The organism is Georgenia wutianyii (genome assembly GCF_006349365.1).
GTDB lineage: Bacteria > Actinomycetota > Actinomycetes > Actinomycetales > Actinomycetaceae > Oceanitalea > Oceanitalea wutianyii.
Genome location: NZ_CP040899.1, coordinates 2,050,608 through 2,065,366, shown reverse-complemented (window position 1 = coordinate 2,065,366; position 14,759 = coordinate 2,050,608). Strand labels below are relative to the sequence as shown.

12 protein-coding genes and 1 pseudogene are annotated in these 14,759 nt (G+C 70.7%); 5 read left to right on the top strand and 8 right to left on the bottom strand.

Going from position 1 to position 14,759, the window contains the following annotated elements:
* Positions 1-150 precede the first annotated feature (150 nt).
* The 8 genes and pseudogenes from FE251_RS09220 to FE251_RS09190 form a co-directional block, all read right to left on the bottom strand.
* A complete protein-coding gene (locus tag FE251_RS09220) occupies positions 151-1,770 on the bottom strand; it encodes a hypothetical protein (RefSeq protein WP_139948561.1) in 1,620 nt (539 codons plus the stop codon).
* Positions 1,771-2,159: 389 nt separating this feature from the next.
* A complete protein-coding gene (locus FE251_RS09215) occupies positions 2,160-2,816 on the bottom strand; it encodes a hypothetical protein (protein ID WP_139948560.1) in 657 nt (218 codons plus the stop codon).
* Between the two features lie 219 nt (positions 2,817-3,035).
* Complete coding sequence (locus tag FE251_RS09210; protein WP_139948559.1) at positions 3,036-4,601, bottom strand: recombinase family protein; 1,566 nt, start codon at positions 4,599-4,601, stop codon at positions 3,036-3,038.
* A complete protein-coding gene (locus FE251_RS15515) occupies positions 4,598-4,750 on the bottom strand; it encodes a hypothetical protein (RefSeq protein WP_168202593.1) in 153 nt (50 codons plus the stop codon). The genes FE251_RS09210 and FE251_RS15515 overlap by 4 nt, the downstream gene beginning before the upstream one ends.
* A gap of 107 nt (positions 4,751-4,857) precedes the next feature.
* Positions 4,858-5,874: a zinc-dependent alcohol dehydrogenase gene (locus tag FE251_RS09205; RefSeq protein WP_139948558.1), complete on the bottom strand. Its 1,017-nt coding sequence runs from the start codon at positions 5,872-5,874 to the stop codon at positions 4,858-4,860.
* A gap of 130 nt (positions 5,875-6,004) precedes the next feature.
* On the bottom strand, positions 6,005-6,550 hold the full coding sequence (locus FE251_RS09200; protein ID WP_139948557.1) for a D-alanyl-D-alanine carboxypeptidase family protein: 546 nt from the start codon (positions 6,548-6,550) through the stop codon (positions 6,005-6,007).
* 117 nt (positions 6,551-6,667) lie between these two features.
* Positions 6,668-7,698 (bottom strand): annotated as a pseudogene (locus FE251_RS16100) (ABC transporter ATP-binding protein).
* Positions 7,682-8,689: an ABC transporter ATP-binding protein gene (locus FE251_RS09190; protein ID WP_139071134.1), complete on the bottom strand. Its 1,008-nt coding sequence runs from the start codon at positions 8,687-8,689 to the stop codon at positions 7,682-7,684. Before FE251_RS09190 ends, FE251_RS16100 begins: the two are co-directional and overlap by 17 nt.
* Before the next feature lie 159 nt (positions 8,690-8,848).
* Between FE251_RS09190 and FE251_RS09185 the strand changes: the two genes are divergently transcribed.
* From FE251_RS09185 to FE251_RS09165, 5 genes are read left to right on the top strand one after another with little or no spacing between them, the layout of a single operon-like run.
* On the top strand, positions 8,849-10,063 hold the full coding sequence (locus FE251_RS09185) for a dipeptidase (protein ID WP_139071133.1): 1,215 nt from the start codon (positions 8,849-8,851) through the stop codon (positions 10,061-10,063).
* Positions 10,060-11,664, top strand: a complete 1,605-nt coding sequence (locus FE251_RS09180) for an ABC transporter substrate-binding protein (RefSeq protein ID WP_139071132.1) — start codon at positions 10,060-10,062, stop codon at positions 11,662-11,664. The genes FE251_RS09185 and FE251_RS09180 overlap by 4 nt, the downstream gene beginning before the upstream one ends.
* 20 nt (positions 11,665-11,684) lie before the next feature.
* Complete coding sequence (locus FE251_RS09175; RefSeq protein ID WP_218013575.1) at positions 11,685-12,647, top strand: ABC transporter permease; 963 nt, start codon at positions 11,685-11,687, stop codon at positions 12,645-12,647.
* Complete coding sequence (locus FE251_RS09170; RefSeq protein ID WP_139071131.1) at positions 12,644-13,576, top strand: ABC transporter permease; 933 nt, start codon at positions 12,644-12,646, stop codon at positions 13,574-13,576. Before FE251_RS09175 ends, FE251_RS09170 begins: the two co-directional genes overlap by 4 nt.
* Positions 13,573-14,757, top strand: a complete 1,185-nt coding sequence (locus FE251_RS09165) for a M24 family metallopeptidase (protein WP_139071130.1) — start codon at positions 13,573-13,575, stop codon at positions 14,755-14,757. The genes FE251_RS09170 and FE251_RS09165 overlap by 4 nt, the downstream gene beginning before the upstream one ends.
* Positions 14,758-14,759: the final 2 nt, after the last annotated feature.

Sequence of the window (14,759 nt, the reverse complement as noted above, 5' to 3'; positions counted from 1 at the left end):
GAGAGCGTCCCTGTCGTCCCTGTTTCGGACGTTTACCCGACTTCCTGCGACTTCCGCAGGGTCGGTCCCAGGGTCAGTCGGTCGGCGAGCGTCCCTGACGACGGTCAGTCGGGGGCGCGACCGTCCCTGTGGGCGCGCGCCCGGATGACGTCAGAGGACATCGTCGAGGTCCGCGACGCCCGTCGGCGGGATGAGGAAGGCCGGCTCGTGCTTCGGCGCTGGCGGTGTCGTAGTCACCAGATCCTGTTCGGAAGCCGGCTCTACGTCGGACGCGACCGCAAGCCGCTCCAGAAGGATGAACCGTTCGCCGTTGGACTTCCCCCGCGTGACGGATAGGCCAGCAGCTCGTAGGGTCTCAGCGTTCTTCGTCAGGGCCGAGGACAGGGACAGCGCCGAGGTCGGCCATCCCGCGCGCGGGTCGCTGGGCCGCGCGTTGTCGATGGCGTTGTGCAGGGCTTCGGCGGTCCCCTTCCAGCGGCCCGCCCGTCGCTTGACGAGATCGATGAGCGCCGCCGTGAGCGGGTCAGATTGCGCCCGCTCTGACATAGTCGCGCCCAAGTGCCTCATGTAGGCGTCGGCGTGACCGGCGTCGGCGTCCAGACCGTGATGCCGGTCCAGGGCGTGCAGAACGAGGGCATAGTCGGCCATGCGCGGCAGGCCACGGACCTCGGCGCGGACGGCTGACAGGTGCGCAAGCGCTCCGGCTACGTCGGCGTACAGCGCGCCGAGGATGCCGGGGCGGAGCTTGCGGTACTCGCCCCATAGCGCCGACTCGGGGCGGCGGTCGTCCTCGTTGACACGCTCGAACTCGACGAGGACGAGGCGCTCCAGGGCGTCCGGCCCGAGACCGAACGGCAGGACGATGCTCGTCGCCACGCCGGTGCGCTTGATCGTGGAGACGTGGAGGTCGCCGTCCGTGTAGAGCGCCCGCCGCGAGACCTCAACGCCGGTCACGAGGCGGCAGATCCAGTCGGACGTCGCGGCGGAGACGTTGCCAATGTTGTCCCACGAAGGAACGAATCTCGCGGCGGCGCTTGCCGTATCGTCGCGCTCGTTCTTGCCGGGCTCCTTGCCCAACTCCTCGGCGGGGTCGACGAGGTTGAGCATCATCTTCGCGCGGGTGGACTTTCCGGAGCCTTGCGGCCCGAGCGCCCACAGGATCGGGCGGGGGATGTCGGCGAAGAACGAGCCCACGGCCCAGCCCCATAGCAGCCGCCACCGCGGATCGTCCTCGGCGAGCCCGAGGAGGTTCCGCAGGTCGTCGCGGGAGCCGCCAGCCACCGGGACGGGGAGTGCCTGCGTGGCGCGGGACCGCTTCCACGCCGCCCGCGAGTCGGTCGACATTTCGCCCTCGTCTCGAGGGTTGCGGACTTCGTAGCCGTGAGCGCTGATCTCGACGTAGCGTCCCTCGGTGTCACCGAGGTCGACCTCGATGGCGGCGGGCTTGCGTGCGACGCGCAGCGCCAGGGACGTCGGGGCGTGGTCGTGCGCCGCAGCCTCGGCGATGTCCAGAGCGTTGGTCATGGTCTCGCGTGAGACGGCAACGCGCTCCTTGTCACGGAGCATCTTTCGCAGCGACCCGGCCAGGGACCGGATGGGCACGGCGATGCGGGCATCGTGCGGGCCGTTCGGGATGGCGACGGTCGCTCCTTCATCGGTAACGCCGAGGGTGTAGTGGTCCTCGATGAAGTCGGCGAGCCGCAGGGCGTCCCAGCGGTCGGGCTTGTCCTCGGTGTCCTTCCTCGGTGTCGTCTCTGTCGTGGGGTACATGAGTTGGAGCCTTCTGTGTTGGGGACGGAGACCGGCGTGGTCATGCCGGTCGGAACTGTGAGTGGCCGTGGTCATCGGCAGGGGCGGGAGACAGGTATGCCGAGAGCCCCTCCCGTCGGGCTCGGTCCCGGTGACCAGCCGGAGACGTCGTCGCGCTGATGAGAGGGGCCTGGCCCCGTCCCGTTCGAGGTCCGCAACAGGTGCGGGAAGCTGTTGGGCCGCCCCTCCGCGCCGAGGAGACTCGACGGGAGGGACAGCCAGGACGCCACCAGGAGGGACTGGCGTCTGGTGAGATCTGCCTCGACGCCTCCCGCGCGCTCACGCATGGCGCCGGCCGGAGGCAGCATTCCCGCCCTCGTACTACTCGCCGGGGAAGTTGCGGCGTAACGTCAGGCGGCGTGGTCCTCATTGTCGAGCTCCTCAGCGAGCCTCTCGGCGGCACGTTCGTCGGGATCACTGATCTCGGAGATGAGCCCCACCCGGTAGTGCGGATCGTTCTCCTTGAGCCACGTGGCGGCCTCGTCGTCCGACGTCGTCTGCCGCTCCGCCCAACGGGCCGGGACGGTGCCGGGGATGCGGCCCTTGAGTACCGGCCCACTCCCGCCGTCGTCGCCGTCCACGTCAGACAGGGCGGCGGACCGGGCCTCCATCCGGGCCTGTTCCGGCGGAATGATCGAGCCGCTCAGCGTGATCGGGTCCTCGACGACGCGCCGCCCCGGAGGGACGTAGCGGAAGATGTGCCGGTTGGCCTTGCGGATCTCGGCGTAGTACCGGCGGGCACGGTACTCGTCGGCCATCGTTGTGTTGGAGCAGACCGGCCCGCAGAACGTCGGTCGGCGTCCCTTGCCGGAGTACGTCACCGGCAGCCCACAGACCGGGCACTCGCGAACGCCAAAGGCGCGGGCGCGCTCCTGGCGGCGGATCTCGGTCTCGGCTTTCCGTTTGCACGCCGGGGAGCAGTAGACGGGGCGGCGACCCCGGCCGGAGTAGGTCACCGGGCCGGAGCAGAGCGGGCAGGGATCGGGAAGCGTGAGGGGGTACGTCATGGTTGATGAGTCCTTCGTGAGATGGCGGAGTTGGCGGACTTCGCCGACGAGGGCACGTAGCCGGGCGAGCTCCTCGGTCTGGCGGCGCCGGTAGGTCGCCTTGGCCGACGTTGAGAGAGGAGAGGGCCAGTCAGCGCGTATCTGCTCGCGCGATCCTGGTTGCGGGCAGACGAAAGGCCCCCGGATCACTCCAGGGGCCTTGGCGTTGGATGCGTGTTGTCAGGCGTGCCAGATGATCTCCACGCGCTCATCCGGACGGAAGCGGACGCCGCGCCCAGAAGCACGCAGGACGCGGATCTCGTGGATGGCCAGCGGGAGGAGTGAGCGGCGCTCGTCGACGGGCAGGCCTTCCCATGCCTCGCGGGACTGTACGAGGTCGAGGAGGGGCGAGACATCGATCGCAGGTGTGGGCAGCGCCGCGAGGCGGTCGACTGCCTCGACGCGGAGACGGCGGAGGCGGCTCATCTCCTCAGCGGCCTCCTCCTCGGTCAGCACGCCTGAGACGGCCAGGCGACGAGCGCGCGCGAGGTCGGCGTCGAGGGCAGCCACAGCGTCTTCGGCCTCCTGGCGGTCGGCGAGCGCTCCGGGCTCGACGCGAGCCACCCACCGGGCGGCGACCTCGACGAGAAGATCGTCGGAGGGCTCCAAGGTCGAGAGCGTCGTCAGGAAGCGCTCACCGACGTAACTTTCGAGGGCGTCACGCGGCGCGGTGAAAGGTGCGGCGCACTCCCGGCCAGTTGCCAGAGCCGCGCAGCGGTAGGACTTGCGAGCCCCGCTACCGGACACCGACGTTCGACCACCGCAGGAGGCACACCTGAGGACGTCACCCAGAAGTGATCGGACCTCTCGCTTGCCCCGGCGGACGTCGCGCGCGTCCTCGCGGGTGCGGCTCTCCAACGCTGCCAAAATGCGTGACCGTTCGGCGGGTGTGATGACACCGACGCCGACCGAGACGGGCCGACGGGTTTCCTCGTCGAGATAGACGTCAGCGATAGCTGGCCAGCCTCCGGACGGCTTGCGCTCACGGACGGACTGGAGACCGGCGAAGGCGGGGGCGCGGAGGATCTGTGACAGGCTGTTTACACGCCAGCCCTTGACGACACCGGACGGGCTGGGGATCTCCTCGGCGTTGAGGTCGGCGGCGATGCTCCACAGGGAGCGTCCGCTGAGGACTTCGTCGGCGATTCGGCGGGCGACAGGAGCGGTGTCGGGATCGGGCTCGACGCGCCCCTCGACTACACGGAGCCCGAAGGGCGGGCGTCCGCCGAGCCACCGGCCATCAGCGCGCCGCGTGCGCTTGGTCCGGGTAACACGCTTGGCGATGTTCTCGGCCTCCTCGCGGGCGATCTCGCCCCGGATGATCGTGGCGAGGCGTTGACGTTCGTCGCTCGTATCGGTGCCGTCCACGCCGAGGATGCGCCGCCCGGTCGCGGCGTGCCTTGTTAGGAGCCCGGCGAGCACGTCAGCGCCACGCCGGTCGGCACGGTCCAGCGCCCACACGATGACCGTGCGGAAGCGGTCACCAGCGTCGAGGTCAGCGAGGGCCTGCTCCCACTTGGGACGGCGCTTGCGTGACCGCATCGATGCGCCAGTGCCTTCTTGCTCTTCATAGACCTCGACTACGTCGAGACCGAGGCGCGCGGCCAGCGCACGGCACTCGGTCTCCTGTTCGCGCAGAGAGCGGTTCGCGCCGAGATCCTTGCGCGACGAACGGCGGAGATAGAGGGCGGCCGAGGTCTCCGGCGACGATGCCGGAGTGGAGCGGCGACGCGTAGACGAGGTCATGCCTCGATGCTAGGCGTCCAGAAGTCGAGGAGCACGATCTTGCCGCGCAGGTCCTGCAGGGTGAGCGAGCGGCCACCGGTGTTGAGCCAGCCGCGCCCGACGAGCTCGGAGGCGCGGACGCGGGGCGTGGGTGTCGGTGTCGCGGTCACCGGGCGATTCTCGCTCACCTCGACGGCTGGTGGCGTCGGCGTCCGAGGACGCCGGCGTCCGAGGACGCCGGCGCCGAGGACGTGTCCGGACGGGAGCCGTCGCCCGGTCACTCCATGACGATGACGACCTTGTCGGCGGCACCCGGCGTGGCGGCGAGCGTGATGCCCTCGAGCGCCCGGTCGTAGGGGACGACGTCGCTGACGATCTGCCGGTACTTGTCGACGTTCGCGATGATGTCGTCGGTGACCTCGAAGATCTCGGTCGGGTAGCCCATGGCGAGGCGGATGTCGACCTCGGTCATGAGGATCCGCCCGAGGTCCACCGGCACCGGCTCCTTGTGCACCGCCGGGACGGAGACCACGGCCCGGTGCTTGACCATCCCGAGGATCGTCTCGATGACGCTGGGCACGCCGGCGGCGTCGACGTAGCCGTCCGTGTCGGGCCGGGCGTCCCGCAGGAAGCTGGGCCCCGCGGTCCCGTGCAGCTCGATGAGGCGGGCCTTGACGTCCTCCTCGGCGGAGTTGACGACGGCGTCCGCGCCGACCTTCAGGGCGGTCTCGAGCCGGTTGGGCTGGATGTCGACGACGACGACGTGCTCGGCCCCGAGGGCCTTGGCGGACAGCACCGCGCCGAGCCCGATCGGGCCGGCGCCGAAGACGACGACCTTGGCGCCGGGTGCCAGCTCGAGCCGGTTGACGGCGTGACGGGCCACGGCCATCGGCTCGTTGAGCGCGGCGACCTCCCACGGGACGTCACTCGGGATGACCCGGACCTGGCGGCCCGGCTGGGCGTCGTGGACGACGACGTACTCCGAGAGACCGCCCTGGGCACCGCCGCTGCCGAGCAGCCCGTCGGTGAACGCCATCGTGTCGAACACGACGTGGTCCCCGACGGCGAGACCGGTCACCTCGTCACCGACCTCGCAGATCTCACCGGCCGGCTCGTGACCGAGGCGTGTGGCGCCCTGGTGCGGCGGGATCCCGCCGACCGCGATGTACATCGCGTCCGAGCCGCAGATGCCGCTCGCGCGCATCCTGACCAGCACGTCCTTGGGGCCGATGGTCGGGGTGTCGACCTCCAGCATCTCGACCTTTCCGGGACCGGTGACGACGACACTGCGCATGTCGGCTCCTTCTCGTGCTGACTGGACCGCTCTGGTCCTCCCGAACGTACTCGCCCGGTGCGCGGGCCCCGGGGACCAAGGACCCCGCGCCCCGGCCACGTGGTCACCGTCCTGAGCGGCCGGCTCCGCGCTACCCGCCGACCGTGTGCGACGCGTCGGGCTCGAGCCCCGGGCAGGTGCCGCCCGGTTCGACGAGGGGCTCGAAGTGCCACGGCTCGTTCTCGTAGACCTGGCACAGCCCCTGCTCCGCGCCGTGCTCGCCGAGCCACCGCCACCCCTCGGCGGGGCCGACGTCGACCGCCTTGCCGAGGACGTGGGCCGACCTGTCCGGGGGGAGCACCCAGCGCGAGGCCGCCTCGGCCGAGCCGTGCTCGGCCACCCCCTCGTCGAAGAGCCGCTGCTGTTCGGCGACGCTGCGGGCTCCGGAGGTGATCGCCAACGGGACGCCGGCGGCCGCGGCGGCCTCGTGGGCGGCGGAGACGCGATCGGCGAACGTGGCGTCCACGCCGACGAGCGCCGCCTCCAGGGCGGCCGGCGACTGCACCTCGCCGGCCGAGGCCGCACCGAGCCCGAGCCGGTCGGCGCCGACCAGCGTGAGGACGGCGAGGGTGAGCACGGCTGCCACGACGAGGGCGGTGAGTCGGCGGGCGAGGGTCGCGCGGGAGGTCGGGGCCATGGGACGAGCGTGGCGCCGGCGCCGTGGCCGCCGCGTCGCCCTCGCGGCGGACCACCCGAGAGCACCATCAGACCGGGGGAGGACCCGGGCGTCCGACCGGCGGGCGGGACCGGCCGGTCAGGCGCCCGGTGCGTGGGCCGCGGCGCCGCTTAGCGCCTCCTCGGCGACGTGGCACGCCGCGAGCGCGTGGGTGTCCGGGCTGTCCGGTCGTCGCAGGAGTGGAACCTCGGTCGCACACCGCTCGTGGGCGAGCCAGCACCGCGTGCGGAAGGTGCACCCGGACGGTGGGTCGATGGGTGAGGGCGGCTCTCCGGCAAGGATCCGGCGGCGCCCGAGAACCCCGCGGTTCGCGCGGTCGGTGGTTGGGGAGGCAGACAGGAGCGCCTGCGTGTAGGGGTGGGCCGGCGCCCGGTAGACGTCCTCGACGGTCCCCGTCTCGACGACCCGCCCGAGGTACATGACCGCGACCCGATCGGCGATGTGGTGGACGACGGCGAGGTCGTGTGCGATGAAGACGAGGGCGACCCCGAGGCGCGACTGGAGGTTGCGCAGCAGGTTGACGACCTGCGCCTGCACCGAGACGTCCAGTGCCGAGACCGGCTCGTCGCAGACGAGGACGTCGGGGTCGAGCGCGAGCGCCCGCGCGATCCCGAGCCGCTGCCGCTGGCCACCGGAGAACTGTGGGGGTACCTGTCGAGCATCTCCGCCGACAGGCCCACCATCTCCAGGAGTTCGACGACGCGCTCGCGCCGCGCGGTGAAGGTGCCGGTGCGCGTGGCGGCGAGCGGCTCGGCGACGATCTCGAGAACGGTCATGCGCGGGTCGAGGGAGGTGTACGGGTCTTGGAAGATCATCTGGACGCCCTTGCGCAGCGCCCGACGGTCCGCGGCCCGGCCACGCGTGACGTCCCGCCCGTGGTAGCTCAGCCGTCCCCCGGTGGGGCGTTCGAGGCCGACGAGCATGCGGGCGAGGGTGGACTTGCCGCACCCGGACTCCCCGACGATGCCGAGGACCTCCCCGGTCCGCAGCTCGAGGTCCACCCCGGCCACGGCGTGGACCCTGCGTGCGGAGGCACGCGAGCCGGCCCGGAACTCCTTGACGAGGTGCTCCGCGCGCAGCACGGTCGCGGTCTCAGGCGACGCGGTCATGGAGGATCTCCTCACTGCGGTGGCACGCGGCCAGCACTCCGGGGGCGGTCGTCCGCAGTAGCGGGCGCTCGGTGCGGCACAGGTCGACCGCGTAGGGACAGCGGGGGTTGAACGAGCAGCCCGGCGGCGTCTGGGCCGGGCTCGGTGGGGAGCCCGGGATTGCCGGCAGCCGGCCGCCGCGCAGGGACGCCTGGGGAACGGACTCGAGCAGGGCCATCGTGTAGGGGTGCGTCGGCCGTGAGAAGACGTCGTCGGCCGGGGCGTTCTCCACGACCCGCCCGGCGTACATGACGACGACGTGGTCCGCGACCTCCGCCACCACGCCGAGGTCGTGGGTGATGAGCAGGACGGCCATGCCGAGCTCACGCCGGAGCCGGTCGAGGAGCTCGAGGATCTGGGCCTGGACAGTGACGTCGAGCGCGGTGGTGGGTTCGTCGGCGATGAGCAGCTCGGGGTCCATGGCGATCCCCATGGCGATGAGGATGCGCTGGCGCATGCCGCCGGAGAACTGGTGGGGGTAGTCCTTGAGGCGGCGAATCGGGTCCGGGATGCCGACGAGCCGCAGGAGCTCCTCGGCGCGAGCGGCCGCCTGCCGGCGCGAGCAGCGGGTGTGGACCCGGAGCACCTCCCCGATCTGGTCCCCGATCGTGAGGACCGGGTTCAGTGAGGACAGGGCGTCCTGGAGGATGAGGCTCATCCGAGCGCCGCGGAGCCGGCGCAGCTCCTCGGGGCGTGCTGCGAGCAGGTCGGTGTCCCCGAGGGTGAGGCGGTCGGCGGTGATCGTCGCGAGGCCCTCGTCCAGGCCCATGAGAGCGCGGGCCGTCGCCGACTTGCCGGAGCCCGACTCGCCGAGCAGCGCGACGAACTCGCCCCGCCGGACGTCGAGGTCGATCTCACGGACGGCGTGCACGGCCCTGGAACCCGATCCGAACGTCACCGACAGGCGGCGGGCGGTGAGAACGGGCGGCTGGAGGGCGGGGGATCTGTCCACGAGACGGAGCCTGCCACAGAACGGCGCCGAAATGAAGACTCCGTGCAGCGATACATGCCGGAAACAAAACTGATGGTTGACTTCGGTGCCGGATTAGAAGAGAGTCTGGCTCACCGCGCCGAGGATGTGCGGTCATGACGTCGAGAGGAAGCGCCACCCGTGCTTGAGAAGCCCGCCGGCCGCTACACCGGCTACACCGCCTACGACTACCTGGAGCCCGGGGTCGACTACCGGCAGTTCCGCTACGCGAAGCAGCTGGGCCGCGTCGCCCCCTACGCGGGTCTGGAGCTCAGCGACGCCGAGAAGGAGCGCACGACCCGCCTTCTCAGCGACGAGACCGTGATCTCCCTGCACGAGCACGTGCAGGTCTTCCCCGAGGACATGGGCGAGCTGCGCGAGCACATCCGGCAGGGCCGCGAACCCACCGGTTACCTCGGTCTGGCCCACTCCGGTATGACCGCCGTGTTCGACAACGGGATGGACGGCACGTGCTGCATCAGCTCCGACGCGGGCTGGAAGTACCAGGACGTCATCCACGACCTCGGCGTGCGTATGGCGGACATCGCTCACCAGGACTTCGTCATCAAGGGCGAGACCCTGGCGGACATCGAGTACGCCCGCGAGACGGGGCGGATCGCGCACATCTTCGCTCTCGAGGCGTCGACGATGATCGAGAACGAGGTTGACCGGCTCGACGTCCTGTACGGCATCGGCGTGCGCCAGATGGGCATCGCCTACTCCGAGGCGAACACCCTGGGCAGCGGCCTGAAGGAGCGGGGTGACGGCGGGCTGACCTACTTCGGCGAGCGAGCCGTCGAGCGCATGAACAAGCTCGGCATCGCCATCGACGTCTCGCACAGCGGCGACCGTACCTCGCTCGACGTCATCAAGCACTCCCGGCTGCCCGTCTTCATCACTCACGCCGGCGCCCGTGCCGTCTGGCCCACCAACCGCATGAAGCCCGACGACGTCATCAAGGCGTGCGCCGAGCGCGGAGGGGTCATCGGCATCGAGGCGGCGCCCCACACCACGCTCTCCCCGGACCACCCCCACCACAGTCTCGAGTCCGTCATGGACCACTTCGAGTACTGCGTGGACCTCGTGGGGATCGAGCACGTGAGCTTCGGCCCCGACACCCTCTTCGGTGACCACGTCGGCCTGCACGACGCGTTCGCGGCGAACCTGTCGATCGCTCAGGCCCACAGCCACATCGACCACCCGCGGGTGGAGTACGTCGACGGCGTGGAGAACCCCGCCGAGGCCTTCTTCAACATCATCGGGTGGCTCGTCAAGCACGGCTACTCCGACGACGAGATCCGCCTCGTCGTCGGCCAGAACACCCTCCGCGTCCTGAAAGAGGTCTGGGTCTCATGAGACGTTCCACCTTCGCCGTCGCCGCCGTCGCGGCGGCCCTCGTCCTCGGCGCCTGCGCGCCGCCCGCCCCAGAGGACGAGGGCGACGGGTCCGCCACCGACGGCGCGACCACCACCGACTCCGGGGGCACACTGACAATCGCCACGACCACCGACGTCGTGAACTTCAACCCGCTCATCGGCAACTCACGCACCGACTCGTGGGTCACCTCGCTCATGTACCCCCGAATGCTCCACATCAACGAGCAGGGCACGAAGGAGCCGGCCCTCGCCGTCGACTGGGGCTGGGTGGACGAGACGACCGGCTACTGGGAGCTGCGCGACGACGTCACGTGGAGCGACGGCGAGCCGGTGACGGCCGAGGACGTCGCCTTCACGCTCAACGCGACGAAGGAGGACCAGCCCTCGGGAACGCTCGTCGGCCAGCTCGGGTACTTCGACCACGCCGAGGCGGTCTCCGACACCCGGGTCGAGGTCCACCTCACCGAGCCCGACTCCTCGTTCGTCGAGGGCGTGGGCTTCTGGGCCACCATCGTCCCCGAGCACGTCTTCGGCGAGGCGCCCTCCGTCGCGGAGTTCGCCAACGACTCCGACTGGGTGAGTGCCGGCCCCTACGTGCTCACCGAGGTCCAGCGCGGCCAGGACTACGTCCTGCAGGCGGTGGAGGACTATCCGCTCACCGAGTCGGGCACCCCCGGACCCGACGAGATCGTCTTCCGCGTCTACCCGGACGTCAACACCGAGATCCTCGCGCTGCAGAACGGGGACGTCGACCTCATCGCCAACGCCCTTCCGCCGGCGCAGGTGGCTCAGCTGCAGTCCACCGAGGGCGTCACGGTGCAGGAGGTGCCCGGACTCGGGTACGCCCACATGGTCTACAACATGGACCGCACGCCGCTCGACGACGTCCGGGTCCGCCAGGCGCTCGCGCACGCAGTCGACTACGAGGCCATCCGTGAGGTGGTCCTGCACGGCCAGGCCGTGTCGACCGGCTCCAGCCCGATCATGCCCGTGCTGTCCGACTGGTACGTGGAGCTCGAGGAGTACGAGTACGACCCGGCCCTCTCCCGCCAGCTCCTGGAGGAGGCGGGCCAGCCGACAGACGGCAGTCTCACCCTCGAGCTGCTCTACTCCTTGCAGGACCCGATCGTCTCCCAGTGGGCCAACCTCGTCCGCGACGGCGCTGCGGAGGCCGGGATCACCATCGAGCTCACCGGGCTGGAGCGCAACACCTACCTCGCGCGGACCCAGGACGACGACTACGACATCTACGCGGGCAGCTTCGCCATCATGGAGGACCCCCGGGTGAACATGTCGCTCACCTACATGCCCGACGGGTTCATCAACTACGCCCACGTGGACGACCCGGCGCTCAACGAGCTCATCTCCCAGGCTCGGGTGCTGCCCGACTTCGAGGACCAGCTGCCGCTGGTCCAGGAGGCCGCCCGGATGGTGCACGAGCAGGTGTACGACAACATCATGTACACCCAGAACCTCTACTTCGCGCACAGCGACGAGTGGACCGGCTTCGTGCCGCAGCCGAGCGAGCTGCTCTCGATCGTCAACCCCGTGTCGCTCGCCAGCGCCACCCGCGCCGGCTGAGCCGAGGAGGGCTGCCCGACATGACCATGGGAACGTTCGCGCTACGGCGCGTGGGACGAGGGCTGCTGACCGTGTGGTTCGCGGTCACCGTCACCTTCCTTCTCCTGCGCCTGCTCCCCGGTGACCCCACGCTGGCGATCCAGAGCCCGAACATGACCGCGGACCAGCGGGCGGCCCTCCTCGAGCAGTACGGCCTCGACCAGCCGCTGGCGGTGCAGTACCTCGCCTACCTCGGCCAGCTCGCTCAGGGCAACCTCGGAATCTCCTTCACCCAGTCCGTCCCGGTGACCGAGGTGCTCATGGAGCGACTGCCGTGGACGCTCCTGCTCGCCTCCGGGGCCCTGGTGCTCACGGTGCTGCTCGGCATCCCGCTCGGGGTTCTCGCCGCCTCCCGTGCCGGGGGCGCCTTCGACCGTCTCGTGCAGATGGTCGGGGTCACCGCGCAGTCGCTCTTCGTCCCGAGCGTCGGGGTCTTCCTCCTCTACACGCTCGGGCTGCAGCTCGGCTGGTTCCCGATCGGCGGCGCCTACGACCGCGGCGTCTACGGGATGGCGTGGTACGGCAACGTGCTGCACCACGCCGTCCTGCCGATTCTCTCGCTCATGCTCATCCAGCTCGGCGCGTACGTGCTGACGATGCGCTCCACGCTCATCGACGCGCTCGGTGAGGACTACTGCACGCTGGCACGGGCGAACGGGCTGCCCTACCGCCGGGTGCTGTGGAAGCACGCGCTGCGCAACGCGCTGCTCCCGGCGACGACGCTCATCGGCCTCCAGCTCGGGACGCTCGTCGGTGGGGCGGTGCTCACCGAGACCGTCTTCGCCTACCCCGGCATCGGCCGGGGGATCTACGAGGCGGTGACCCAGCTGGACTTCCCGGTCCTCCAGGGGTCCTTTCTCCTCCTCGCGGTGACCGTCGTCGTCGCGAACATGCTCACCGACCTCGTCTACGGAGTCCTCGACCCAAGGGTGAAGACCGCATGACCGCCACGACCGACCCGACGCCGGCGCAGCCGGCCGGCGCGCTCGGCGCCGTCGGAGCACTGACCGAGCCGGTGGCCCTGGAGCGCCCCACCGCCGCCCGCGCTACCTGGCGCGCCTTCCGGCGTCAGCCGCTAGGCATGCTCGCGCTCGGTGTCATGGCGGTCCTCGTGGCTGTCGCCCTCGCCGCGCCTCTCCTCGCGGCCTACCCCTCCGGGTACGGCAGCGACCTGCTCGCCCCGCCCTCCCTCACCCACCCGTTCGGCACCGACGCCCTCGGCCGTGACGTGCTCGCGGAGGTCATCTGGGGAACACGCCAGAGCCTGGCCGTCGCAGCAGCGGCGTCGTTCCTCGCCATCGTCGTCGGCACCGTGCTCGCCGTCGTCGGCGCCTACTTCCGCCGGCTGGACGCGCTGCTCAGCACGCTCGTCGACCTCATGCTCTCGCTGCCCGTTCTCCCGCTCATGATCCTCATCGCCGCGCTCGTCGGACCGAGCACACTGACGATCATCGTCGTCATCGCCGCCTTCTCCTGGCCCGAGGTCACCCGGGTGGTCCGGTCGCAGGCACTCACCGTGGTCCAGCTTCCCTACGTCGACGCGGCCCGCCTCATGACGACCTCGCCGTGGTGGATCATCACCCGCCACGTCCTGCCGGCCGTCACCCCCGTCATCGCGGTCTCAGTCGTCCTCACCGCATCGCGGGCCGTGCTCTCGGCCGCGGGGCTCGCCTTCCTCGGCCTCGGTGACCCGAACACGTGGTCGTGGGGCCGGATCCTCTACGAGGCGCAACAGTCCGGTGCCATGTCCAGCGCCTGGTGGCTCACCATGTTTCCCTCCCTCGCCATCCTCGCGCTCGTCCTGTCCGCGACGCTCCTGTCCACCGCCTACAACGACGCCCGCAACCCCCGCCGAGGAGGCACCTCCCGATGACTGCCCAGACGACGGCGTTCTCCCAGCGCCTCACGGCCGAGACGATCGAGGTGCTGCAGGACGCCGTCCGCGCCGCCGCCACAGCGGAAGGGCTGGACGCCGTCCTCACCGATGACCCCGACGACGTCGCCTACCTCACCGGCTTCTTCCACCACCCCACCGAACGCCCCGTGGCCGTCTGGCTGCCGGTCGACGGCCCCGCAGTTCTCCTGGTCCCCCGGCTCGAGGCCGGCTACGCGCGGGCACAGGGCGCGGTCGCGCAGGTCGTGGAGTACGCCGAGTACCCCGGTGTGACGAACCCGTTCGCCCCGCTCGCCGCGCTCGCCGCCGGACGGCGGGTGGGGCACCCGCTCACCTCCTCGTTCCTGCGGCTGCGGATGATGCGGGAGGGGATGGACGTGGCGCCGGTCCCCACCGACGTCGTCATGGCGTGCAGGTACGTCAAGCGACCCGCGGAGATCGCCCTGCACCGGGAAGCGGCGCGGATCAGCGACCTCATGGTCGAGGCCGGGGTAGCAGCCGTGCGCGACGCCCTACGCGCGGACGACCCGCTGCCCACCGAGGCCGAGCTCGCGGCCCTTGTCGGCAGGGTCGGCACCGGTGTCATGTACGAGGAGCACCGCGACGTCGTCGTCGTCGGGTTCATGGCCGGAGGACTGGTCTACGGCGGGGCGAACTCCTCCTACCCGCACGGACTGCCGTCGGGCTACCGGCTGCAGGAGGGGGACACGTTCATGCTCTCCCTCGGCTGCGCCGTCGGTGGCAGGTTCGTCGAGTGCGAGCGCACGTTCGTCATCGGGCAGCCCACCGAGGAGCAGGCCCGCTACCACGAGGCCGTGCGGCGGGCGCAGGAGGTCGGCGCCTCCGCCATCGCGCCCGGGGTGCCCTGTCGCGACGCCAACACTGCCTGCCTCGCAGAGCTCATGGACGCAGGGCTGGGGGAGTACGTGCTGCACAGGCAGGGCCACGGCATCGGCCTGGGCATGCACGAGCCGCCGTGGCTCGAGGACGGAGACCCGACCCCGCTCGCCGAGGGGATGGTCGTGTCCAACGAGCCCGGGATCTACGTGCCCGGGCACGCCGGCTACCGCATCTCCGACTCGATGCTCGTCACTGAGACGGGTGCCGAGGCCCTCACGTCCTACCCGCGGTCGCTGGCCGACTGCACGATCACCGCCTGACC